17 protein-coding genes are annotated in these 23,280 nt (G+C 51.7%); 3 read left to right on the forward strand and 14 right to left on the reverse strand.

Going from position 1 to position 23,280, the window contains the following annotated elements; genetic code table 11:
* Nucleotides 1-100: 100 nt before the first annotated feature.
* Together HBA55_RS02270 and HBA55_RS02275 are read right to left on the reverse strand one after the other, a co-directional pair.
* Entirely contained in the window at nt 101-1,120 is a 1,020-nt protein-coding gene (locus tag HBA55_RS02270) for an AraC family transcriptional regulator (RefSeq protein WP_166986461.1), read from the reverse strand.
* Between the two features lie 222 nt (nt 1,121-1,342).
* The gene (locus HBA55_RS02275) at nt 1,343-3,091 is read right to left on the reverse strand and encodes a thiamine pyrophosphate-binding protein (protein WP_166986464.1); all 1,749 of its coding nucleotides are present in this window, start codon (nt 3,089-3,091) and stop codon (nt 1,343-1,345) included.
* Between the two features lie 323 nt (nt 3,092-3,414).
* Here HBA55_RS02275 and HBA55_RS02280 point away from each other — a divergent pair, with 323 nt between their 5' ends.
* Both HBA55_RS02280 and HBA55_RS02285 read left to right on the forward strand, forming a co-directional pair.
* Complete coding sequence (locus tag HBA55_RS02280; RefSeq protein ID WP_166986467.1) at nt 3,415-4,332, forward strand: dimethylarginine dimethylaminohydrolase family protein; 918 nt, start codon at nt 3,415-3,417, stop codon at nt 4,330-4,332.
* 32 nt (nt 4,333-4,364) lie between these two features.
* Nucleotides 4,365-5,600, forward strand: a complete 1,236-nt coding sequence (locus HBA55_RS02285) for a Zn-dependent hydrolase (protein ID WP_338109346.1) — start codon at nt 4,365-4,367, stop codon at nt 5,598-5,600.
* A 165-nt stretch (nt 5,601-5,765) separates the two neighbouring features.
* Here HBA55_RS02285 and HBA55_RS02290 read toward each other — a convergent pair whose 3' ends face one another.
* The 8 genes from HBA55_RS02290 to HBA55_RS02325 form a co-directional block, all read right to left on the reverse strand.
* Nucleotides 5,766-6,743: a PLP-dependent cysteine synthase family protein gene (locus HBA55_RS02290; protein ID WP_166986470.1), complete on the reverse strand. Its 978-nt coding sequence runs from the start codon at nt 6,741-6,743 to the stop codon at nt 5,766-5,768.
* A 153-nt stretch (nt 6,744-6,896) separates the two neighbouring features.
* A complete protein-coding gene (locus tag HBA55_RS02295) occupies nt 6,897-8,237 on the reverse strand; it encodes a metal-dependent hydrolase family protein (RefSeq protein ID WP_166986473.1) in 1,341 nt (446 codons plus the stop codon).
* Nucleotides 8,234-10,114: a DUF885 domain-containing protein gene (locus HBA55_RS02300; protein WP_166986476.1), complete on the reverse strand. Its 1,881-nt coding sequence runs from the start codon at nt 10,112-10,114 to the stop codon at nt 8,234-8,236. The genes HBA55_RS02295 and HBA55_RS02300 overlap by 4 nt, the downstream gene beginning before the upstream one ends.
* Nucleotides 10,111-10,986, reverse strand: coding sequence for a CPBP family intramembrane glutamic endopeptidase (locus tag HBA55_RS02305; protein ID WP_166986478.1), 876 nt, complete (start codon nt 10,984-10,986; stop codon nt 10,111-10,113). Before HBA55_RS02305 ends, HBA55_RS02300 begins: the two co-directional genes overlap by 4 nt.
* 64 nt (nt 10,987-11,050) lie before the next feature.
* Nucleotides 11,051-13,291, reverse strand: a complete 2,241-nt coding sequence (locus HBA55_RS02310; RefSeq protein ID WP_166986481.1) for a TonB-dependent receptor domain-containing protein — start codon at nt 13,289-13,291, stop codon at nt 11,051-11,053.
* Between the two features lie 451 nt (nt 13,292-13,742).
* On the reverse strand, nt 13,743-14,312 hold the full coding sequence (locus HBA55_RS02315) for a TetR family transcriptional regulator (RefSeq protein WP_166986484.1): 570 nt from the start codon (nt 14,310-14,312) through the stop codon (nt 13,743-13,745).
* A 1,105-nt stretch (nt 14,313-15,417) separates the two neighbouring features.
* Nucleotides 15,418-15,630: a DUF262 domain-containing protein gene (locus HBA55_RS02320; RefSeq protein WP_166986487.1), complete on the reverse strand. Its 213-nt coding sequence runs from the start codon at nt 15,628-15,630 to the stop codon at nt 15,418-15,420.
* 149 nt (nt 15,631-15,779) lie between these two features.
* Nucleotides 15,780-17,000 carry a TonB-dependent receptor gene (locus HBA55_RS02325; RefSeq protein ID WP_166986490.1) on the reverse strand — a complete coding sequence of 407 codons (1,221 nt, stop codon included), beginning with the start codon at nt 16,998-17,000 and terminating at the stop codon, nt 15,780-15,782.
* Between the two features lie 222 nt (nt 17,001-17,222).
* On the opposite strand from HBA55_RS02325, the gene HBA55_RS02330 reads away from it, so the two are divergent.
* A complete protein-coding gene (locus HBA55_RS02330) occupies nt 17,223-17,399 on the forward strand; it encodes a hypothetical protein (RefSeq protein WP_166986492.1) in 177 nt (58 codons plus the stop codon).
* Between the two features lie 207 nt (nt 17,400-17,606).
* Here HBA55_RS02330 and HBA55_RS02335 read toward each other — a convergent pair whose 3' ends face one another.
* The 4 genes from HBA55_RS02335 to HBA55_RS02350 all read right to left on the reverse strand — a co-directional run bounded on the left by HBA55_RS02335 (nt 17,607) and on the right by HBA55_RS02350 (nt 23,148).
* Nucleotides 17,607-20,006 (reverse strand): TonB-dependent receptor, encoded by a 2,400-nt coding sequence (locus HBA55_RS02335; protein ID WP_166986495.1) that lies wholly within the window; start codon nt 20,004-20,006, stop codon nt 17,607-17,609.
* 232 nt (nt 20,007-20,238) lie between these two features.
* Nucleotides 20,239-21,366, reverse strand: a complete 1,128-nt coding sequence (locus HBA55_RS02340; RefSeq protein WP_166986498.1) for an MFS transporter — start codon at nt 21,364-21,366, stop codon at nt 20,239-20,241.
* A gap of 193 nt (nt 21,367-21,559) precedes the next feature.
* A complete protein-coding gene (locus HBA55_RS02345) occupies nt 21,560-22,315 on the reverse strand; it encodes a hypothetical protein (RefSeq protein WP_166986501.1) in 756 nt (251 codons plus the stop codon).
* A 53-nt stretch (nt 22,316-22,368) separates the two neighbouring features.
* Nucleotides 22,369-23,148, reverse strand: a complete 780-nt coding sequence (locus tag HBA55_RS02350) for an MBL fold metallo-hydrolase (protein WP_166986503.1) — start codon at nt 23,146-23,148, stop codon at nt 22,369-22,371.
* Between the last annotated feature and the right edge of the window lie 132 nt (nt 23,149-23,280).

Raw genomic sequence — 23,280 nt, forward strand, 5'->3', positions numbered from 1 at the left:
TTAGCCCTGTTGGCCAATAGAAAAGCACTGGCAAGAACCGCGGAAACTTGCGCTTTACGAGAAAGCAACAGATCAAATTTATGACTCCCGGAAGAGTCCCTCAAGAATATTGAGCTCGGTAATCCGCAGGTGTCAGCTCGTACTGGTTCTTAAACGCCCGGTGAAAAGACGTCACGCCGGAATACCCCAGCAAATAGGCAATTTGCTTTGGAGCCATACGGGTACTGCGCAGGTACTCAGCGGCCAGGCCCAGGCGTACGCCACTCAGAATATCCTTATAGGAGGTGCCAGCGTCGTGTAATCGTCGACGCAGGGTACGGGCACTGATATGCAGAAAATCCGCTACGGACGCCAGAGTCGGTGTAATACCCGGCTGCCCCAATAACACTCGCCTGACCGCGTCCACCACCGGGTCCTCTTCCGACATATTTTTTAACACTTCCGCGCATTGCCGAATACACAGCTCAGCCACAGCTTCGTCGGCCATATTAAAGGGCTTTTCAAGCAGTGCAGCCGGGAAACGAATTTGATTGCCTTCTTGCTCAAACAGAATCGGGCACTGGAACAGATCCCTATACATCTGGGCGTGTGCAGGCTCCGGATAGGCCAGGCGAACTTCGGTAAATTTCATCTCGACAATATCAAAACGCTCAAACGCTTCGCGGGTTTCTGCCAGAAACTCTTCGTAAGCGAATAGATGAAGATCACCGAGCGGATAATTTTCTACAGCACTAATCACACCGCAGCCGTCCTCTTCCATACAGTAAACATTCACCATAGGGCCATTCAACCGCTGATAGGTGGAAAAGGCTTCAAACGCCCTGCGCATGTTGGGGCTGCTGACGTAGGCGTAGCCCAAAATCCCCCAATCCATCAGTGAGACCTTTTGGCCTACCAACAAACCGAACCCCGGTTTGTCGACCTTACGCACGATAGCCTCGATCAATTCCTGCTGCTGTTGATTGGTAATATGGCCGTTTTTATTGGCCAATTTTTCTCGATCGAGCCCCAGCTGATCCAAACAGGGCTCAATATCCACCCCCAGACCTTCTGCAACCGTAAGCATCCGATTACAAAAAGCCGAAGGCACATCATCGTATTTGGTCGGCAGATCTTCCATAGCATCCCGTATCTCTGGTGAAACGCGCAGCTAGTGGGCCTATACAAGCAGCCACCGTCACAGACCGCTACTGTCAGGAATAATAATTAAACCATCAAATTCAGCATAGCTTAACCCAAATAGTTTTTTCAAAATTTACTCTTAGTCCGACAAATTATAAAAAAATCTCGTGACAATAAAGGGCCGTTGCTTGCGAATGGCCTGAAGCAGGCGCAAAGTCTGCTAGGTTAAATCCTCGAAGTGACCATAGCCCTGCTCACCGTCGAGATTATAAAACGTCAATATCTGAGCTAACTCCGGCATAGCCACAGTATTGGCATTAATATTGAAGTCCGTCATTAACTGAATCACCGCAGGCTTGCCCGAGGCCAAAGAGCGATCCACCGCCGCCGCAATATCATCGGCTCGTTCCACGAATTCCCCGTGGCCACCAATCGCCCTGGCCATCTCGTCGTAACACACCGGCGCCATCATCACCCCTGGGCAATTCTCCTCCGAGCCCTTGCCGTCGTAAAAATCCATCAACTCCATACCCCAGCAGGAGTCGCAGTTGACCACTACAAGGACGGGAAGAGATTCACGTACCGCGGTTTCAAATTCCATCCACTGGAAGCCCACGGCACCGTCACCGGTAATCAGCAACACCGGGCGAGTGTTATCCACCAGGGCGGCGCCGTTAGCGTAGGGCAGGCCGCAGCCGAGCTGGGCGATATGGGAGTTCCACAAGAAGTCCTTGGAACGCTGCTCGAACAGCATCAGCTCCCAGATAGCAGTGCAGCCGCCATCGCGCACCAGGATGGCCTCATCGGGCACCGCCTCGCGCAGTTTCTGGAACGCGAAGCCGGGATCCATGGGTGAGACGTCCTGACTGCGTTCAGCCAGAGCACTGCGCCAGCTGAGCTGCTTTTGCTTCAGTTCCACCAGGCGAGGGCGCTCGTCGAAAACGCCTCGCTGTTGCAGCCGCTCGGTCAACTGCGGCAGTACTGCTTTCAGGTCCCCCACCAGGGGGCAGTCGGCCAAGCGGTTGGTGTGCAGACGCGCGGGGTTGCGCTCAACGTGAATCCACTTCTGCTTGCCCGGTTCACCCCAGCGCGGCGCCTCACCGAAAAATACGGGCTCACCAATGGACGTGCCCACCGCCAGCACCACATCAGCATCGGCACAGGCTTCTATGGAGCCTTCAAAACCGAAAATCAGGGTTTGCGGATCGTTTTCCGGTAACACCCCCTTGGCGCCAAAGGTGGGGATCACAGCGCACTTCAGGGTCCGGGCGAGGGCCTCCAGCTCATCGTGACCCCGGGCGGTATGGATACCCTGCCCAGCCAGAATCACCGGAAACTCGGCATTAGCCAGTAAATCTGCCGCCTGCGCCAGCTGCGCCTCGGGCACTTGCTGTAGCTCGACGCTGCGGTAGGCGCCAGCTGGCAAGGCCGGAGGAAAGTCCGCCTCGCCCCACATCACATCGATATTGACTTCCAGGTACACCGGGCCCGGAGTGCCGGAGGTGGCCTGGCGGAAACACGCCCGCACGGCTTCATCGAGGCGATCGAGCGTGTTGACCACGGCCTGATATTTGGTGATGGGGCGCATGACTTCCAATTGGTCCCAATACTGGTAGATGCCGTTGCGCACCGCCCCCTGGCAGTTCTTGCTGCGCTGGGTGGCCAGTACGATCAGCGGCACATTTTCCTCCCGCGCCACCACTACCCCACCCACCATATTGGCCACACCGGGGCCGTAGGCGGCCATGCAGACTTGGGGCTTGCCAGTCATACGGCTGGCCGCTTCGGCCATATTGACGGTAGCCACTTCGTGGTGGGTGCCGACCATTTTCATGCCCGCGGCCTTGGCCCGTTGGTGAAAATGCATAAAGTGAACATCGACGATGCCACTGATCACCTCCACGCCTTCGGCCTCGAACAGCTCGATCAATCGCTCTTGACCCTTAATGCGGTTGCTTGAAGTGGTCATACTCTACCTCGAATCAATTAATATCAGTTTGGCCGCACCCATTGGCGGCGGGAAAAGACTGATGATCAGATTACGCCGAATCCGGCTGCTGATCTGCCCTCACGGCATCGCAACCGGGGCCAATGTATTAACCCCAAAGGCCACTGTGGCCATGCAGATCAACCTGGCGCATGTTTAACATTTTCGGCCCCTGTCTTAGCTTCAGCCGTCCCCCCCATTGCGGCGACAACAGCTGCCGATACACTGACCTCCTCAATACCCACAGACAGGCCAATCGCGCCCCTTACCGACACGGTTGGCTGAGTAAACCTGGAGAGAACGCAATGACCGACACTTTTTCCCTGCGCACCCGCCGCGACGACGGCAATACTCCGGTACTGACCCAATGGGGAGCAGACTCCGAAACCGGCGTTCTCCGCGATGTACTGATTGGCCCCGTGGATCACTTCAAAAACATCCTGCCCACCAACTCCGTCAATCGCAAAATGATCCGCGAGGGCGTAACCCTGGATGTCGAGGGCGCACGTCTGCAGTACCAGGAGATGCTGGACTGCTATCGCCACGCCGACGTCAACGTCCATATCACCCCTGCCGATCCTGACCTGCCGCTGCAGATCTGGGCCCGCGATGGCAGCTTTATGACCCCCTGGGGGATGGTTATCGGGCAGATGGCCCAGTGGTGGCGTCGCGGCGAAGGCATGCCGGTAATCGATATGTGTTTCGACAAGCAGATACCCATCTACGAAAAAATCACCGCCGGCTGCGCTGAGGGCGGTGACTTTATGATGATAAAACCCGGTCACGCACTGATGGGATACTCCGGCGAACGCAGTCAGGAAGTGGGCGCCACACAGATTCAACGCTGGCTGGAGGCCGAGGGCTGGGAGTGCTACCTGTACGAATTCGATCCCTTCTTTGTACATATGGATGTGATGACCGTGATGTTGACCGATAACCTGGCCGCGGTGTGTTCGGAGATTCTCGATCCAAGGGTTATTGAGTGGTACAAGAGCCTGGGTATCGATACCGTCGAGGTCCCCTACCGGCACGCCCTGAAGATGGGCTGTAACGTAGTGTCACTGGGTAACGACCGGGTGTTGCTGCCAAAAGAAAGCACCTTTCTGGTGGATCGCTGTAAGGCCCTTGGGCTGACCGTCTACGACCCCGACATCTCCAAGATCTCCATTTGTGGCGGTGGCGTGCACTGCATGAGCCAGCCACTGCGTCGGGATCCGGCTTAAACACGACTTCAAGCGGTAGAGGAGATATCTCAGTGAACGAACAGTATCGTGTAAATGGAGAGCGCCTCTGGTCGCGCTTGATGGCCATGGGCAAGGTGGGCGCCACCGCCAAGGGCGGTTGTAACCGCCAGGCACTGACCGATGCCGACAGGGACGGTCGCGAGCTTTTTATGCAGTGGTGCACAGAGGCCGGCTGCGAACTTCGAATCGACGCCATCGGTAATATTTTTGCCCGCCGGCGCGGCCGCAACAACGACCTGCCACCGGTCATCACCGGCAGCCACCTCGATACCCAACCCACCGGAGGCAAGTACGACGGTATCTACGGCGTGCTGGCGGGCCTGGAGGTGATCGAAGCTCTCAACGACGCCAATGTGCAAACCGAGCACCCCATAGAAGCGGTGGTGTGGACCAACGAAGAAGGGTGTCGTTTTAATGTCGCCATGATGGGCTCGGCAGTGTGGTCCGGGAAGATGCCATTGCAGGACGCCTATGATCTGACTGACAGCGCCGGCAAGACGGTGTTGCAGGAACTGGAACGCACGGGTTTTCGCGGAACCACCGCTGCCACACACACACCCGTCAAAGCAGCCTTTGAAGCCCATATCGAACAGGGCCCGGTGCTGGAAGTCGAGGGCAAAACCATAGGAGTGGTTACCGGTGTGCAGCACATGAGTCGCCATGAGATTCATATCGACGGTGTCGAAGCCCACGCTGGCCCCACTCCCATGGCCATGCGCAGAGACCCAATGATGGCAGTGGCGGACTTCCTGCCCAAGCTCTACAGCCTGGCGGAGCAACAGGGGCCGCAATCACGAATGACCTTTGGTGTGATTGAAGCTTCACCAGCCTCCAACAACACAGTGCCCGGCCACCTGATGATGACCGTGGACATTCGCCATCCCGACCACCACTGTTACCACACCTTGGTGGAGGAGACCTATCGGCTGGTGCAGCAGGCCTGCGACAGGCTGCAACTGCCCTGCAACCTGCACTGTTTCTGGGAAGCTCCAGGGGTGGAATTTGATCCCGATTGCGTCAACGCTGTTCGCCGGGCTGTGAAGACCGGCGGCTATGAGCATATGGAGATGGTCAGCGGCGCCGGTCACGACGCCTGTAACCTGGCTGACGTGGTGCCTACCAGCATGATCTTTATCCCCTGTGAGGGCGGATTGAGTCACAATGAAGCTGAGGCCACTACATCGGAGCAGGCAACCGCGGGCGCGAATGTCCTGCTTCAGGCCATGCTGGAAAGTGCCGCTAATTGAGCTAATGCCGCCTTGCGATAGAGCCAGGCACGCCACCGGTGGTACCAGCGTTGACGAATGCTATTTTTGCCGGCACAGGCAAGCGGATTCGGGAGCTGCCGCTTAACGGGCATATTGACTTTGTCTGAAGTCATTATGCCTGTGTCTGGACTGGTCCCTCCAATGTTATGTCCAAAGATCAGTCGACAGGTACTTTAGTCCCGAATCGCAAACCACAATGGCGATGGTAGCGCCACTGAGTGGCCCTCTCAATAGTTGTACGGCCGCAGCCAAATTTGCACCTGAAGAGTAGCCAGCAAAAATGCCCTCCTCTCTTGCAAGGCGTTGAGTGTAATCTTTCGCCTCTGCGCCGCAGACCTCAATATGGCCGTCTACAGCAGCGTCCTGCATAAACAGCAAATCATTCCTGGCGTAGCCGCCTCCCTGAATAGGGTGCCGGGAGGATGTGATATCCCTACCCGAAATCGCAGCCGCCCCACGGGGCTCGACCACGTAGCATTGAATACTCGGATCTTGTTCTTTCAAATAGCGCGTCACACCGGCGTAAGTACCACCCGATCCGACGAAGTCGCAGAAAGCCGTGATGGTGCCATTAGATTGTTGCCAGAACTCTGGTCCGGTGTAGAGGTAGTGGGCCCTCAAATTTCCCGACAATTGAAACTGATCTGCTCTGAACGCGTTGCGCTCTACAACAATACGCTGAGCCGCTTCTTCCACGAGGGCCAGATCTTCGCCGCTTACTTCACCGGGAACGGAATCCGGAAGTTGATCGATGAGGATCACTTCCGCACCAAGCGCAGCCATCATGCGCGCACGCTCTTCGGAATTGCCCTTCGACATGACTGCGACAAAAGGGTAGTTGCGATTGGCGCAGACGATTGCCAGACCGCTTCCCATATTGCCACTGGTCAATTCTACTACCGTTTGTCCCGGCCTTAACATTCCACTTTGTTCAGCGTCATCAATGATCTGGCGTGCGGCTCGGTCTTTTTTCGAGAATCCGGGGTTCAACATCTCCAGCTTTGCCAGAATGCGCCCGTTCAATCCCCGGGTGAATCGTCGCAGCTCCACCAATGGAGTATTGCCGATTGCTTCGCTGGCAGATGCTAGTGTATGGTTAGATTTCTCTTGAATGAAATTCATCAATATGGTCCAAAGTTCCTGAACGTTGTTGCGATTGCAGCTGGCAGATTTTCTATAGTCTAGCAAATTGAGCTAACAACGCCTCTGGCAGTTTGATGTCCGATCGAGATATTTTCGACGAGACCATTGGGGGATGGGCCGTTTCCAATTTTATTACCTTTCCTTCGGCGCGCGAACAACCATACCATCCTTCATCACAAAGCTAACGGCCTCAATGTTCGTCATATCCTCAATCGGACTATGTCTTGTCGCCACAATATCCGCCTGTTTGCCAATCTTCAAACTACCAATCTGGTCATCCAATCCCAGCATCTCCGCGCTGGAAATCGTGCCAGCCCGGAGCACATACCAATTGTCGTTTAACCGACGATTCATGGCGCCAAATTCTTTGATTGCCAGCTCGACGGGGAAGATGCAATCGGAACCCAGAGCCATTTTCACACCATGTTTGTAGGCCATTAGCGCAGATTGCTGGTGTTTGCTCTCCACAAGTCTGGCCTTAGCAAGATTATCGGGGGTTATTCCTGCACTCTCGCCCATTGCGAGAATCCAGTCCAGTACATAGAAAGTAGGAATATAGTAGGTGCCCTTCTTCGCCATGAGCTTTGCGGTTTTTTCACTCATCATGGTCGCATGCTCAATGGAGTCGAAACCGGCTTTCACCGCAGCATAGACACCAGCATCACCGTGGGCATGTGCGGTGATTTTCTTCTTATGGCGGTGCGTTTCTTCAACCATTACCCGCAATTCTTCGTCGCTGTATGGAGCGACTTCCGGGTCGTCATGCTGACTCATGACACCGCCTGACGCCATGACCTTAATCCAGTCGCCACCATATTTAAACTCCTTGCGAATGGCTTTTCGAATCTCATCTACGCCATCAACGATCATGGGGCCCTGTACCTTGGGGCCGTCTGGCGCAAAGGAATTAAAATCCGCGTGGCCACCCAGGGCCGATAGATAATGTGGTGCCACCAACATCCGTGGCCCCACAAATTCACCTCGATTGATGGCATTGCGGATTTCAATATTCGCGTACTGATAGTCCATATCACCGGGAATGCGGACGGTGGTAAAACCCATTTTGAGGAGTTTCTGGCTCAAACGCAGCCCCTGTAGCGCATTAAAGGCGCTGGACTGAGTGGTTCCCAGCACATCTACCGTTCCCTTGGTACTCTGCGTGAACAGGTGCACGTGCATGTCCATGAGCCCCGGCATGCAGACATGATCAGCCAAGTCGATCTTTTCTGCATTTTCAGGGGCTTTGACACTGGAATCCATATCCGTGATAACGCCGTTTTTCACCAGAATATGCTGATCGACCAGCGTTTTCTTTTCTTCCACATCAAGCAGCTTTCCGCAATGAATGATTTGATATTGATCGGACTTCTCGCGTAAAGGATTCTCAGAGGAGGCCCAAACAGAGGGTGATGCTATTAGGGCTGCATACAGCCCAACCGCCAATCGAGTCATTTTCAATCTGGTTGCCTTCATTGCTTGCTCCTCGTGTTATTGACATTTTCCTGGTCGCCATTTTTCATGTACCAATCCACATGATGCCCCAGCATCGGCAGTGGCATGCCTCCGCTCCCAACTGTCGCTGCGTGAAACTTTCTGATGTCAAACTGATCGCCCCACTTTTGTTCCTGAAACGTTCGAATTTCTCGAATTTTTTCGTAACCCAGTTTGTATGCTAAGGATTGGGCGGGCATATCGGTTGAGTAGCGCAGTGTTTCCGTATCAGCTTCCTCTCTGCTGGAGAAGGTATTGGCCATCATGTACACACGCGCTTTCTCCAAAGACCAGCCAAGATAGTTCATACCTGTATCCACCACCAGACGGTTGGTAATGAAGGCATCGAACAACAACCAGCCGTAGCGGTCCCAAGGGTCATTCATAATGCCCATTTCATACGCAAGGCTGGCTCCGTAGTTGGCCCAGCCTTCGGTAAAGGCCGCGTACAGCAAAGGGACGGATCTACGAAAGTCCGAAGCCTGCTCATTCTCTCTCGCCAGGGCGATGTGGAAATGATGCCCCGGGACCAGCTCGTGATAAACCAGAGCGCCGCTCCACACCATGGGTCGGCTCTCCAGTTTGGAGCCGTTAAAGCGGTAGTTTCCGACAGGATTGACGGCACTCGGTGCCTGGTAATAACCAAATGTCATGCCGGGCTCTGCGGCTGGGTCCAGTCGCTTAACTCCGAAGGGAGCCGCGGGCAGCAGAGCAAAGTAGTTTTTAATATGCGGTTCGATGCGACGAATATAGTCTTGATAACGTTCGGCGACCTCTTCCGGTGTCTTGGCATAGAAGCGCGGGTCATCTCGCATCTGCTGATGAAATTCCGCAGCCGTTCCCTTAAAGCCCAGCTGCCGGCGAATATCGGCCATTTTCTGTTGTATGTCTTCCATATAGCGTAAGCCGCGGTGATGAATATCCGCCGGATCCAGATCCATGGTTGTTTGCTGGCGTATAGCAAAACGATAGGCTTCTTCGCCACCTGGATATTGTCGCAGCCCTACAGATCTTGGTGCCCTGGCAATATAGGCATCACCCAGAAACGCCAGCAACGAATTGACCGCTGATGTGAGACGTCCCTGCACGGCGTCTTCAATACCCCAGGCAAGTCGACTGCGCTCGGCCGGGCTCAATGCCGATACCCGTTCCTGATCAAGTGTCGTCAGCCTGACGACGGTCTGTCGAATACCATCAATAGCGGCGCGCGCACCTAGCACGGCGGCCATCGGCAGTAGAATACCACGCGACTCCTGCGCTTTGAGCCGATTGAGGTCATCCTCAAGGTAACGCCCGAGATCTTGCAAAAAGCTCAGGTAGTTATCGATATCGGCATCAGCGTTGAACATCGTCCCCGCCAGTACGCCGGGCAACAGAATGCTTACACCATTATTGACCGCATAGGGGGTAACATTAAAGCTGTGCCAGAAGTACTTCTCTTGTTCACGGGTAAGTTCAAGCTGCCCCTTGAACATGGCGTAGGTCAATTGATCATCATGGGTCAACTGAGACGGATCAATGGCCGTTAGCTTTTGCAGCAGTATCTGAGCTTTGTGCGCTCGCTTTTTTGCCCCGGCAAAGCTATTGTCATTGAGGCCCGTTAGTTTATCCCCAGCCATCATCTGCAGATACGGCGAGCTCTTCAGCAGTTGATCCATATAATGGTCGGTTAACGCACGCAATTCGGCAGCTGGATCTTTCTGTTCCGCAATTCCCGTTATGGGAGGTGCGTTGACCTGTTGGACTCGCCTCTTATTCAGATCAACAGCGGCTTTCGCAGCTTCAGAATCAGTTCCCCGATCAAAGCAGGCCGACAGGACCACAACCATTAACAACAGAAGCCGACTCGAGGTCTTCATCGGTAGCCTCGCAGATTGTTGCGATAGACCAGATTTTTCTTGTCTCGATTTTGGTCCTCATCTGGCCTGGCGAAGAACATCTTGCGGTTGAAGAATACAACCACGACGGCGATTACGGCAAGCAAGACACAATACAGCACAGAAAGTTCTGTCGAATCCAACAAGCGCATTGTGGCGTTGTTGGCGGCATGATAGACCATCGCGATAACAATGCTTGCACAGGTATAGTTAGCCACCCAGGTTAATAAAAAACCAATCGTAACCGTGATGGTAGTACGGGACACAGCGGACAAAAAAGCCTCGCCAGCGTCTCCACTGATGCCATATTCCAGGCCAAACCAGACCGGGTAGTGCCATACCCCCCATAGAACACCCAGGATCAATGAGGCCATAAACGGTGTCATATGGGCCTGCAAGCCCGGCAGAGCGTAACCACGCCAACCCAACTCTTCGCCGATAATGATAGCGAACAGAAATAGAAAACTGTTTAACCAAATCACAAACAGATCAGCGATATCCTTCTGAGCGATGTTATCTTCAATCATTGCGGGAACGAGAATAGTCGCCGGAGGCAGCAATAACACCACCAGCCACCATTTCAGACCGACGTTCCAGATTGCCAGGCGCTTTAAAATCTCCAAAGTCGCCGCCATTCCCCGAAGCAAAATCACCGTCAGTAAAGCGAACAACATGGGCGCCCAGATGATCACTTTTGCCTTTTCCCGATACCATGACAGCGCCTTGTCGTAACCAACACCTGGACTTACCATGGGCCCGGACAGTAAAACATAGGCCGCAGAGAGTATCAGGGTGACAGTGAAAAAGGTGACCAACTCCCGTATGCTCACCTGCCGATCACTAACGATCCGCATATCAGTCTCCTGTAATGACGCGTGGCCATCCCGCCACGCGTGTTGTTACCCGTTCAGTGTCAGTTCAATAGTCAGCGGAAATCTCCAAACCCAGGGTTCTTGGGTAATCCAGGGTGACGATACCAGAGCCATCATTGATGGGCCCGTCCTCGTTCAGCAGATTAGCGCCCACCAAGTAGACTCCGAGTTTTTCGGTCTTGACACCGATCCTGGCACGTAGCAGATCACGTTTATCGCCAAAGCCTTTACTGCCGGCCACAAAGGCCAAGTCGCCGAAACCGCTGCGCTGCTCCTCGATATGACTAAAGGACGTATTGACGTGCAGCGTTAAGTTATCGGCGATCTCTCTCTGGTAATCAACCCCCAGCGTAAACGTCCAGTCAGGAACGAAAGACACCTTGTCGCCTTCGGCTGCACCATTGTCGATAGCGATTTGCTCCAGATTTTTCAACTCGGAGCTGTTCCAGTTGCCCACCATGTTCAGCGTCAGGCCAGGAATTGCTTGAGGCCTGGCTGTCAGGGAGAAGTCAACCCCATAGATCTCTGCATCGCCGGCACCGATCTGTGCATTGACCGTAACAAAGTTGACAAATTCACGAACGCCCTGCCAGTCCATGTAATAAAGTGCGGCATCCCAAGTGACTTGGCCGGACAACCAGGATTGCTTGGTGCCCACTTCATAGCTCCATAACTTGTCTGAGGGCACTGAGGCGGGACAGCCAGTGGTAATTGGACATAGCGCACTGGTATTGGCGTTACCCCCACGAAAGCCTTTGGCAATATTGACATAGTAGGTCGAGCCATCCGTCGGATAATAGGCAAGATTGAAACGTGGATTGGTGCTGTTAAAGCGTAATTCACCAGAGTCTTCCGAATTCGGGATACTGCCCAAAGGCAGCGCCGGGTCATGCAGTATTGCGCCATTCCCCATGCTCGACACCGAAATATTGGTGATTGAGTCGGTCGTTGAGCGGAAGTCTTCCTCGTAGTAACGCAGGCCAAACAGAGGAACCAACTTGCCCTCCATCAGTTCATAAGATATTTCTCCGAATACAGCAATGGTTTGCCTTTCTGTCGCGGCCAATGAGCTGACATCAGCGATCACCGTATTGCCGTCAGCATCGGCGCCAAATGGCAGCAGGTTTTCCGCCACCGAGGCTTCCTTGATATCCAGCGTGTCATCTGAGTAGAACAGCCCGAAAACCCAGCCCAACGGACCCTCACCAGCCGATGCCAGCCTGGTCTCATTACCAATATAGGAACGCTCCTCCAGCGTCTGCTGATTAAGTGCCGCGAAACCGGCAATTTCGACATCCAGTAAGCCCCTTTCCTCCCACTCGATGGAGGTCGTGACTGTGGTCAACTCAGCAAATCCGAGGTCATAATTTATGGTACCCGCTAGCATCAGATACTCGTCTTCTCTGACATCATCCGGCCCACCATTGACGAAACCGTTATTGGCCAAGGTAAAGCTGCCAACCGTACCAAATTCAGACTTGTTGTATTGGGCCAATAGACTCGCCGATAGATCGGAGGCCGATTCATAGCCGAGAACGGCTCGCACACTTTTGATCTTGCCGCCATCCTGGTTTTTACCCGTAACCGCACCTGGTGCACCGGTATCACCAAAACCGCCAACTTCCTCATAGCCGCCGGCCACGCGCAAGGCCAGACTTTCGTTAATCAGGGGTACATTTATCGCGCCATATGCGTGGTGGTTATTAGCCCCTCCCTCGGTCTCAGACCATCCACCAAAGCCACTGACTTCAAACTCCGATAGATTGGGAGCATTGGGAATAAACCGTACAACGCCCCCCATGGCACCATTACCATAGAGTGTCGACTGCGGCCCGCGAAGCACCTCTACCCGCTCCATATCATACAAACGGGAAGTCGGCGCTTGAGGCGCGCTGAAAAAGGCAGCATCCCCGAGATAGTATCCTGTTGTGCCTTCCGAGATATTAACGTTTTGTGCGATACTGCGAATATTAATGATTTTTTGAGCGCGAGAGCCTGAACTCAATCCCTCAGATACCCCTGGCACCAGCTGAACAGCTTCAGCCAAATCAAGCATTCCAGAATCTTTCAGACTGTCACCACTGATAGCAGAAATAGCAAGCGGAACGTCGGAGAGTGCCATAGCCCCCTTCTTAGTAGCTGTAACGACTATTTCCTCTATTTCGAAATTATTGTCTTTGGTTGGTTCACTGACTTCGTTTGCTTGCACGCCATTACCGGTAACAGCGATCAATGCGATAGCTGTTGTCAGTATTTTATTGTCTCTTCTCTTTACAGTGATAGACACACTCTTTCTCCTCAAATGTTTGGCCAGCTGCAGTAGTATTGTATGTAAGCCAAGGTAATACGCTGAATACGCAGGCATGATGCGTAGCAACCTGGCGATGTATCGATATTGGAAGAGCGTGTTCTTCAAATCACGCATTTTCAAATCGTCGCCATTTTTATAATCCGATGGGATTATCTGTTAAATAGATTACTACACGATCGTGTAGCCGACAAGGGTGAGGAACTTACTTTTTTATTTCTGCCAGGGTGCTTCTTATTTCTTTCCGAAATATCTCAACAAGAGAACAAGCCTGTAATCACGGCTAACGATACGCGGACGATGTCTTATCGTAGTGTTTAGAGGTAGGGGAAACGAATGGCATACTGGCTGCTGACTAGCAGCCCAGGAAAGGTATCAGAGCATGTTTGCTGCGTACTGAAGTGCCGAGCAACATTAAATGCAAGACAGATTAGCTGTCTTTAAAGCCGTGTTCCAGAATACGCATAGTCGCTGCAAACGAGGCATTTCGCGTATCCAGGTCGTAAGGGGATTTTCCCAGCTTCCTTTCAATAAAATCATCAAATAGATGGCTCGCAGAGGCAATAAGCAGCAACAGGACTTTTAACCAGAAACGGTCTACGTCCTCGGCAATCTCCCCAGCCTCCTCCATATTTTCGACCATTTTTTCGATAGCGGTCCAGGTACGCTCCAAATTAATGGCCGCAGCTTCAGGCCGCTCAACGGTCACCCACTTATCGTACTTTCGAAATAACGGTACATTCTCAGGTCGTTCAGCTGTGCGGCTCCAGATCTCACGGGAGTCTTTACCATCGAGAACCCACTCAACCCAATCCTGAGTTTGTTCGACAATGTAATCGTCAATGGCCTGAAAGAAGTTATCCTTGGAGCCAAAGTAATGGCGCATCAGGCCGGAAGAAACGCCGGCTGCGTCGGTGACATCACGCACCGAAACGCTGGCAAAGCCCTTTTCTGCCACCAGTTTCAGGCCGGTAACAATCATGTGTTCCCTGGTATCCACTCAAGCTTGCTCCGGCGGTTCTTTTACTCCTATTACACAGTCGTGTAGTATGCTGCCATATGGGCGCCTTGTCAATACCTGCTTCTATAATTAGCACGATACTTTGCGAGTACGCACAACAACCCGAAGATTCACTCATAGTGGCTCTCACAACGATTGTTCCGGTTACTGCATCAGCTATGCTCTGCGCAAGATCGATCGCTACTTTCGCTATTCTTTGGAAACCACTGGTAAACAACTGCAATGGTTGCGTGTGTTCAGGGAGATGCTTTGGTGCTCACTCACCTAACAGTTTCCAATATTATGTTGGCGACCTGGAATCTTCAGTTTCAGGAGTCTAATCTGGAATAGTTTTGGTTGCTCGCATCCCTTTAGGTTTCCCCGACTTAAGCTTGTATTTTGACCCAAGGTTAGATTGACTTCAAAAAAGAACTGAATCCCGCAAAGTGCTGTTATTAACTGACCGCTCCTTTAGCCCTGTTTCCTTCCGATGGACAGACTGGCATCCTAAGTCATATTTCTTGACTTGAATATCGCCTGGTGGAGTGAAGAATAGAACAACGCCAATTACGGGATTTGCCAGTATTTCCTCATTGGTTCCACTGTCAACAGGAATCTACTCTCCCGCCGCTCGTCTATTGTAAAACTACTCCGCTGTCGGAGGGAGTTTTCTCTGTTGGATCTCAGAATAATCACTAAACTACCCCCATGTGAATTCCAATCTAGCAGTCTCCTTTATCCTAACCATTAGAATGTACAAACAGGGGTATGTTTCTATGAATTAGAATGTTACCAGCTTTAGCGGAACTGTTATTTTTCGACGTTATTCGAAGACCCGGAGGGGAAAGTGTGTGTTTCGTTTACCGGAGGCCGGATTTGAAGGCCGTTGATTTATAAGGGTTTTTCGGGCTGTGTCGTTGATTTGTCGCGCGAGGGTTCGCTTCCTCAATTTAACCACTACACCATTCATCGTCGCAAATTCTTCCAAGCAAGCACAACCGTCCCTTTTGAATCACAACTAAATCTAGACTTCGATCATCAGTATTGGCCAGCCTTCTTGGTCAATTTTTGAGCAACATCCATGCACTGAATATCAGAAGTCCCCTCAGATAATCAAAACAGTGGTACATCTCGATAAAACGCTCAACAGAGTATTCGGAGACAGGCGCTGGAGATCGTCAACGGTCAGCCAGTTATCATCTTTAGATGCGTCAAAATAGAGCGCGGGCAGGGGAGAGCGAAGCAATGTTGATTCGATTAGAAGGCTCATTTTACGGTTGTCCCACGGGTCATCATGGCGCTGAAAATCGGTATTCATCTCGATTTCTTCATGATATAGGTATTCAAATCCAGATTGCAGAGTTCAACATGGAGGGAGAGGTAAAGCAAATTCCATCGGGGATGCTGCTCATATATGCGCCTTACGAGACTGCTGAGGAACTTGATCGTAACCCAAGGCGACGGACATTATCCCAAACTACTGGCAGATCTGGCAAGAGTGAAGGCCCACGCCATATGAAGGCCCATTGTATCCTTTATATAGATAAAGGTTTCATTACTAATATCTTCATTAAAATAGCTGGCACCAACAAACCAGTCGACGCTGTCCGTACTGCCGTTTAAGCGAAACTCCTGGGAGATACTGCTCTGCTCCGTGGGCCCAATATCGAGCTGGATTGTGGCACCACCATAGAAATCACCATCATCGATAATTGCATCATTGGTTGAGCCCTCGATATCCTGATCGTAAGTATTGGTATAACTGCGCGCATCGGTAATGGACGTCAAGGTCAGGTCGTCATTCAGGTCCCAGGTGATGCGCAGATTGGCGCCATCGGTCTGGTTGGTTTCCCGCTCTTTGGGGGTCACGGATATCTTGTCCGGAAACTCCTCCCCGGGCTCAACAGTAGAAAGACCAGGGTTGTAGACACCGTGCATATTGGTATCGGCTTCGCTATAGCTCAACGTCAGCAGCGCTTCCAGTGTGTCACTGGGCGCCCAGAGGGCCATCAGACGAACACTGTCGTTATCACTAAAGCCCTCTTCACCGGAGGCGACATTCTTCCACACCCCCTCCATCCGGGAGCCGTAATAGGCGGCACGCAGAGCGAGCTGGTCACTGACCGCCAGGTTGGCCACGGCATTGTACTCGCGCTGACCTTCATTACCGAGCCCCACACCGACACTGAAGCTGGTTTCATCTTCCGGTTTATTGGAGACAATGCTGATCGCCCCCACAGAGGCGTTGCGACCAAACAGTGTACCCTGAGGCCCCTTTACCACTTCGATGCGGTTAACATCGAAGAAGGCACCGGTGGCCAGGCCATTGCGGCCGATATAGGCGTCGTCGAAAAACACGCCAACGCTGGGCTCGGAGCCAGTGCTCCAGTCATTGGTACTGATACCGCGAATAGCCCACGTGTTGGTGGCAATGCCGTAGGTAGAGCCAGTCAGGCCTGGGATCATGGGAATAATATCGGTGAGGGTATCAACACCGGTATTGACAACCATATCCTCGCTGAAGGCCGAAATGGCCACCGGCACATCCTGGGCACTTTCTGCACGTTTTTGGGCGGTGACCACAATTTCTTCAATGGCAAAGCTATCTACCGCCAGGACAGAAGGGGCCAATAACACAGCTGCGGACACAGCGGCTATTTCACGGGCAAGTTGTTTCTTGGAATACATCGCTCTCTCCTCCCTAAAGGGACAGATTTAGTCTTATTTTGTACAGAGTGCTTATAAGGGAGGTGGGGACCGACGTCACTGGAATCGGCCCACCTCACCTTATCAAATAGACTACTGCCCCCCGCTGCACTACATTAACCACCCTGGCCAATGCGCTGACATTTCTGGCCAAAGTGGCGCTCACAGAAAAGGGGTCAAGCAGAATCACCAAGATACAGCCAATTGCGCAATGAAAGCCCCCTCTATAACGCGATTCTTGAGATTTTCGGCATTCTCAAACGCCATCTGAAAACAGATTTCCAGCAATCTGCTTTCCGGGCCAGCCATATTAGCGGTTTAGAACGATTGGAGAAGAAACAAAACCCATTGAAAGTGGCAGACCAGGCAGACTACAGCTGAAGGGTTCGAAGCCCAATAATCTACAGACATTATTGTGAAATTCGGGCATAATTCGCGGCCGTTTATAGTGCGATATGAGAAGTCAATCTATATAGACGATTTAGCTACAAGAAACGTTGCAGAAAGCAATATTGGCGAATGCCAAACCGATTAACCGGCCTGGCATTCGCCTGTGCTGGCACAGGCCGGCACTGCTTTTTCAAGACTTTACTCAAATCGGTAGGTCGCTGAAATACCAAGGGTACGGGGTCGCATTACGTAGGCAAAACCAGACTCTGCCAATGCACCAGCAAGCTCAGTACTCGTTGCCGTCACACCTTCCTCGTTAGTCAGGTTGTTGATGTAACCGCCAACAGTAAACTTCTCCGTAATCCAGTTAACCGCTACATTGACCACTTCATAACCGTCGAGCTTGGCATAATTACCAAACGACGAGTTAAAACTGGTTTCAAAATCACTGCGGTAACTGGCATCTGCGTGGAAGATGATCTCACTGTCGCTCAGCGGCAGAGTATAGTCAGCAAAGAGGGATATACCCTGCTTTGATACGCCGGGAATACCATCCCCTTTCTCTGCGGTGACGCCGGCCAGTACGGCGTCATCGGTAAGTTCAGCATCGGTATATGTATAACCGACACTGACCACCAGGTTCTCAGACAGATTGGCTTTTACATCCAACTCCAAACCCTGGCTGCGGGCACCCTCACCATTGAGCGCGGCCGGCGTCAACAGAGGCCCGACAAACGCATCGAGCTGAATATCGTCCCAGTTTGAGCGGAATAAAGACAGTGTATAGGACACGCTATTGTCCGCCAGATAACCTTTCAGTCCGACTTCATAGTTGTCCAGCGTGTCTGCATCATAAGCATTCAGAGAGGCATCCTCGTTGAATGGAATCGCGTTGGCACCGCCATGACGGAAGCCCTGACTCCATGTGAAGTAAGCCATGTGATCTTCAGTCATCTGATACGAGGTGTTTATCTTGAAAATGGAGTCCTGAAAGTCCTTTTGTGAAGAAGATGTTGAAGTACCCAATAGGTCTTCACCATCGTCAGCACACCAAACACTACAGTAGGGCAAGCGCACTCGAACGTCCTGCTCGAAATCCTGCTTGAAGAAGCGGGCACCTCCGGTCAACTGCCATTGATCGGTGATGTGGTAAGTCAGCTCACCAAAGAGAGCCATGTCCTTAAAGCTTACCGAACGGGCAATTTCAATGGGGATATCCACATAGGAAGGATTGGAAACGGGGGCGTAGCCGAAGGGATCCGCTGCCGCTCCACCCGCGATCAGCCAATCATTAAATCCCACCATCTCATCAGCAAACAGGGAACCGCGCTCCTGATCCTTATGAAAGGCGCCCACAACCCAGTCGATGTTTGATTCCCCCTGGGAGACCAGGCGGAACTCCTGGGTGAACACCTCATCGGTAGCAATGACTGTGGAAATCGTGGAGATACGCGGATAGCCAGAGTAAAAACCGGTATCCTGCTCAATACCAACATAGATTTCTGTGCTGTTGATGCTGTTGTCTACTTCAATCTCGGTATGTGCTGTTGAGGAGGTCAGGGTGGCGAAACCCAGATCGAAAGAGAGTTCGAGACTGACAAGATCAGACTCCGCTTCGCCAAAGGAGAGGCTGTCGATATCATGGACATACTCCGGCCCATTATTGCTCTCAAGATCAGTAATCCTGCGAATGGAGTCCCCGTCAAAGGTGTCCTCCTGATGTGCGACAGTCAGCAGCGCTGAAGAGCTGTCACTCAAGTCGACATGCAGCGCAGCACGAACGTTCCAGCTGTCAGAACCATCGGTGTCCTCCTTTTTCGGCCCTATAACAGGACCCGATGTCAAGTAATCACCGGATGGCGTCGGTGAGCCGTCACTCTCGCGAGCATAGAGGTGACGTGCATCGATAAATCCACCCAGTTCCTCGTACCCACCTACAAGACGCAACGCAACGCCATCAGCCAGCGGTGCATTCAGTATAAAGTTCGTTTCATAGCTCACATCATCGGACTCTTCACTCGTAGATACACGCCCGGAAATGCTGGAAGAGAACGCTTCAACGTCCGGTTTGTTAAAGATGTAGCGAACTGCACCGCCAACAGAACCCGAACCGTAGAGTGTTCCCTGTGGGCCACGCAGCATTTCAACTCGCTCAACATCTGACAAGCTGATGTTGATAAACATCGGTGTATCGTTTACATAAGTTGAGACTGATGATTCCGTCAGGTTTTGAACGATACTGTTATTACCCGGATTATTAGCATTAATACCGCGTATGGAGATATTGCTGTTTATACTGCTTCGACCACCAACATCGCTTACAAAAATACCTGGTACCTGTTGCAACAGATCGCTGCCGTTGGTAATACCGGTGTTCTCCAGATCTTCACCACCGATAGCGGCAATATTATAAGGAATCTCCTGGGCCGATTGAGCGCGACGCGTCGCAGTAACAATTACCTCCTCCAGCTGGAAAGATTCTGCTTGGGAAAATCCCGCCGGGGACGCCGCCAGAATTCCAACCACTAACGGATTAATGATGGAAGGCAACAGCGTCATACCACCTTTTGAAACACTATTTCTTTCTATTATTTTCATGCTCTATCTCCTCATAGTTTCAGCGAAACTCATCTCTCTAATCACATCCACCGGAAACAATTACGATTATGACGAAATTGTCCCTGCTTGATAACCAACATTAGATTCTCACAGGGTTATCGATAGTTACATATTCAAAGTTTGAACTACTACATTCATCATTGTTAACTACTTATCATCCTCTGCTGACAATTATGATAAAGCTAATCAATCATGCCAGCCAATTCCGTGATCAGCCTATCTCAACCACGGCCCTTAATGTCTTGCGTCCATTTAGAAGGTCAAAGACCATAGACATACCCAGGCAAATTGCAGCAAGGACTAAACAAAATGTTCCTAATGAATGGTAATTATATGAACTGACAATATTCGCCGCGACCAATGGTGCGGTGGCTGCCCCGAGCATATTGATGCCATTCGCCCTGGCTGCCCAACGACCGTGTTTGTCCAATCTGGCACAAGCACCGACAAGATAAGGGAAAGAAAGGAAAAAACCGAAACTGAAAATGCACAGGCTGGCGGCATATACGAGCTGAAACGTGGTCTGGTAAATGGTCATACCAGCACTGCCAATTAACAGGATACCAACAACAACGGGATAACGGCGAGAAATACGATCCCCATAAAAAGCTGCCGCAGCCGCCCCCAACAAACCCGATGCCTGTGCCAGGGCGAGAAGCAGGCCATTTTCGCCATCACTTATGCCAAGATTGGTGCCACTGCGTTCACTGAATGACCAAATGCTTCCCTCTATCAAACAGAACACAAACAATAAGCTAACACCCAAGACACCCAACATTCGATTACTGTGCAAACCAGCACTCACTTGATCGCCAATCGGGGATAGAGTAATAGACTGTTTTGGCAGAAAGAATATTAGCGGCAGAGACAGTAACACCACCACAGTGAACAGAAGGATAAATCCACCAAACATCCAATGCGCCTTGGCGTAGCCCATCAGTGTCAGGGCGATGACCATCAATACCGTATTGATCATCAGCATCATACCCATTACCCGATCCGGGTCTGCCATTCGGCTTAGCAGTGCACTGGTAGCCGCCAGGCATGCACCCGCGCCAACACCGGCTATGATTCGGATGATCAGTATTGAAAGATAGCTATCAAGGAGCAATGTCACCAAATTAGCCGCCAGGATCAGCACAGCGCCAGTCATTGCCAGATAACGCAGAGGTATGCGGCTAAGAGTTCCGGACAATAACAGGCATACCCCTGCTATAGATCCAATTTCAACGGTACTGATCGAACCCGCCTGCCGCTCGCTAAAACCAAATCCATCCATCAGACCGCCGATATACAGTGGTGCACTGAATATCGCAAAATTGCTGAGGCTGATTCCCACCAGGGCCCCCAGCATCAGTTTAACTTGATTTCGATCGAGAGACACGTAGCACTCCTTACCCATGTGTGCACTATGGCTTCACACATGAGAAGCAAAGATGAAAATACTTAATTAACAAGCGATTTTGGTCGAAGATCGACACGGGGCTTCTTCGGTACCGGAACGCTTCTCGGATACCGCCTCGAGTTGCGGCTTATGCATCGTCGCCGGAAAGTCTATACCAGACGTGGGGTTCGCAGTGACGTCCAATATTATTCTCCAGGTCAATCGTCAGGGTTGAAAGTCCTCCCGGCAACCAGTATTCACCGCTTGCGGGAAACTTCATTCCGGTCCACCGCTCCCAATCGGCAATCGCCCCTTCGATGACCGTAGATGCTGCCACGGGTTTGATCATTTCACTACCAATCCTCTCTTGAGCCCGAAGCCAGGGATCAAATAGCTGTCCATCCGATCGTCGCCAACGGGCATACTCCTCAATTGGTACCAGAGGGTATTGATCTTTCAGAGTTGGCCTTACTGCTACCATCACCGAAGTCATTCTTTGTGCTCTCGACAAGCGCGCGGCCTCGGCAAATATAAGTTGTGATACACCCTGCCCTCGGTAGACTGGGTTGATAATAGCCTGCACGGGAGAAAGTGTGTTAGCTTGCCTTCCGGCGCGCCAGTCTTTGAGTGCATCCGTGAGCATCTGATGATAGCTGGGCAGCTGATCCGGATCGCCGCTCCAATTAAAGGGCACGCAGTTGCAAACTCCTACCAGCTGATGATTGGTCTCATCAACCACAAAAAACTGGAAATCTGCGAATTCATCATAGAAGTGAGGGGATATATCAGCCCAAACAGCGTCCTCTTCAATATACTTGGGAAAGCTTTCAGCCTCAAAGCTGAGTGCTTGGGAGACGTACTGCGGATGTTCGCGGTAGGGTACTATTCGAAATTTTTCGTGCATGGATAGGTTTTCCAAATTCCAGTAGAAATAACTCGGTTGTATCTTCAACTCGTCTAGGCGTACTGACCGTGCCTGGTCATAAAACTGTCAATCAATGTCAGAAAACGCTCACGACCAAAACTCTGCCCATGGCCTCCATGCACCACACTAACCTTCAGCTTTCGCAACGCCTCCATCGTATTCAAATAATCTTCAATATTGGAGCCGGGAATATTGTCCAGTAAAGGTCCATCGTAGATAGCATCTCCCGAAAACAGGGTTCCGGAGCTTTCCTCCCATAAGCCAATACTGCCGGGGGAATGTCCAGGTAGATGCATTACCTGAAAATGGCGGTCGCCAGTGTCAATGATGTCACCATCTTCCAACAACCACTTTGGTTTTGCCCCTTTGATTTGGAAACTGGCGATATCAAACTTCTGATGAGGAAGTGCCAAGATCAGCTCATCGCGATCAAAGACATAACCCGCTTCGACCATACTCTCCAGCTCATCGGTAGAAAAGCCACTGCTGAGCAAAGTGGCGTCTTCCGGGCGTACCAGGGAGTGTGCTTCACACCGATGCACCGCACAGGATTCAAACTCGTGAAACCCTCCGATATGGTCATAATGTGTATGGGTGGCAATCGCTAGAATATCCTTGGCAAACAAGTCCTTGGCGGCCTCCCGCAGGCTACAGACACCCAGTCCGGTATCGATCAGAAGATCGCGGTCCCGTCCTTTAATATGCCAGATATTACACCTCAGGAGCGGTACGACATGGGGCTCCCAAAGCAGCGTAATATCGTCATCTATACGCTTCCTGGAAAACCATCGATCCGCGATAACTAAGCTCATAAGACCTCTTGCTGCTAACGTTTTCTGACTATCAAACCCTGAGCTTATGCTCCTAGGAAACAGGTCAAAGGTAAATATCGGAAACCTGATGAGCACCTAAGAGAAACCTTATGAGATTTAACCTCTTGATAT

Source organism: Pseudomaricurvus alkylphenolicus (assembly GCF_011683955.1).
Lineage (GTDB): Bacteria > Pseudomonadota > Gammaproteobacteria > Pseudomonadales > Cellvibrionaceae > Pseudomaricurvus > Pseudomaricurvus alkylphenolicus.

Bases quoted from the DNA above. Each gene is read 5' to 3' on its own strand.
- HBA55_RS02270 (WP_166986461.1), bottom strand. From the start codon at position 1,120: ATGGAAGATCTGCCGACCAAATACGATGATGTGCCTTCGGCTTTTTGT.
- HBA55_RS02275 (WP_166986464.1), bottom strand. From the start codon at position 3,091: ATGACCACTTCAAGCAACCGCATTAAGGGTCAAGAGCGATTGATCGAG.
- HBA55_RS02280 (WP_166986467.1), top strand. From the start codon at position 3,415: ATGACCGACACTTTTTCCCTGCGCACCCGCCGCGACGACGGCAATACT.
- HBA55_RS02290 (WP_166986470.1), bottom strand. From the start codon at position 6,743: ATGAATTTCATTCAAGAGAAATCTAACCATACACTAGCATCTGCCAGC.
- HBA55_RS02295 (WP_166986473.1), bottom strand. From the start codon at position 8,237: ATGAAGGCAACCAGATTGAAAATGACTCGATTGGCGGTTGGGCTGTAT.
- HBA55_RS02300 (WP_166986476.1), bottom strand. From the start codon at position 10,114: ATGAAGACCTCGAGTCGGCTTCTGTTGTTAATGGTTGTGGTCCTGTCG.
- HBA55_RS02305 (WP_166986478.1), bottom strand. From the start codon at position 10,986: ATGCGGATCGTTAGTGATCGGCAGGTGAGCATACGGGAGTTGGTCACC.
- HBA55_RS02320 (WP_166986487.1), bottom strand. From the start codon at position 15,630: ATGAATACCGATTTTCAGCGCCATGATGACCCGTGGGACAACCGTAAA.
- HBA55_RS02325 (WP_166986490.1), bottom strand. From the start codon at position 17,000: ATGTATTCCAAGAAACAACTTGCCCGTGAAATAGCCGCTGTGTCCGCA.
- HBA55_RS02335 (WP_166986495.1), bottom strand. From the start codon at position 20,006: ATGAAAATAATAGAAAGAAATAGTGTTTCAAAAGGTGGTATGACGCTG.
- HBA55_RS02345 (WP_166986501.1), bottom strand. From the start codon at position 22,315: ATGCACGAAAAATTTCGAATAGTACCCTACCGCGAACATCCGCAGTAC.
- HBA55_RS02350 (WP_166986503.1), bottom strand. From the start codon at position 23,148: ATGAGCTTAGTTATCGCGGATCGATGGTTTTCCAGGAAGCGTATAGAT.